This window comes from Clostridium cuniculi (genome assembly GCF_004353185.1).
In the GTDB taxonomy this organism is placed as follows: domain Bacteria; phylum Bacillota; class Clostridia; order Clostridiales; family Clostridiaceae; genus Clostridium; species Clostridium cuniculi.
The window spans coordinates 1-698 of record NZ_SMUS01000109.1; the positions used below are offsets into that span (position 1 = coordinate 1).

Genomic DNA, 698 nt, shown 5'->3' on the forward strand with positions numbered 1-698 from the left:
AATAAATATCCACCAGCTAAGCTGGTGGTTTTTCATAAGCCCTATAAGGGCAAATTGCTAGCTTGCGTCTTAAGACGCATAAATGGTCCAGCAGCCGCATTTTATTTTACTTGCTACCCTTAAAAGGGTCGTTATATTCTTTAAAACTTATTTGATCCGCTATCATATCTTCACGTTCTTGATTTCTGATATACTCTTCAATTGCCTTTTGATTTCTTCCTACAGTATCAACATAAAATCCCCTACACCAGAAATGTCTGTTTCCATACTTATATTTCAAGTGTGAAAATCTCTCAAATATCATAAGACTACTTTTACCTTTTAAATATCCAACAAAACTTGAAACACTCATCTTTGGTGGTATCTCTACAAATAGATGTATATGATCTACGCAGGCATGCGCTTCGATAATTGTAACACCTTTCCACTCGCAAAGTTGTCTTAATATCTTTCCTATTTCTTTCTTTAACTCTCCATATATTTCTTTTCTCCTAAATTTAGGTGCAAAGACTATATGGTATTTGCAGTTATATTTCGTATGTGATAAACTATTGTTATCCATTATATGGATCCTCCTTTTGTCTATTAAATTTGGCTGCGAACCTTTTTTAATTATTGACAAAAGGAGTTTTTTTATATACTCACCGCTTAAGCTACTCTGAACATACCTGCACAGCAGGTAGTATTCATTTATACAA

1 protein-coding gene is annotated in these 698 nt (G+C 33.5%); it reads right to left on the bottom strand.

What is annotated here, in order from left to right:
* Positions 1 to 106: 106 nt before the first annotated feature.
* The gene (tnpA, locus tag EJJ37_RS19845; RefSeq protein WP_133017136.1) at positions 107 to 562 is read right to left on the bottom strand and encodes an IS200/IS605 family transposase; all 456 of its coding nucleotides are present in this window, start codon (positions 560 to 562) and stop codon (positions 107 to 109) included.
* Positions 563 to 698 lie beyond the last annotated feature (136 nt).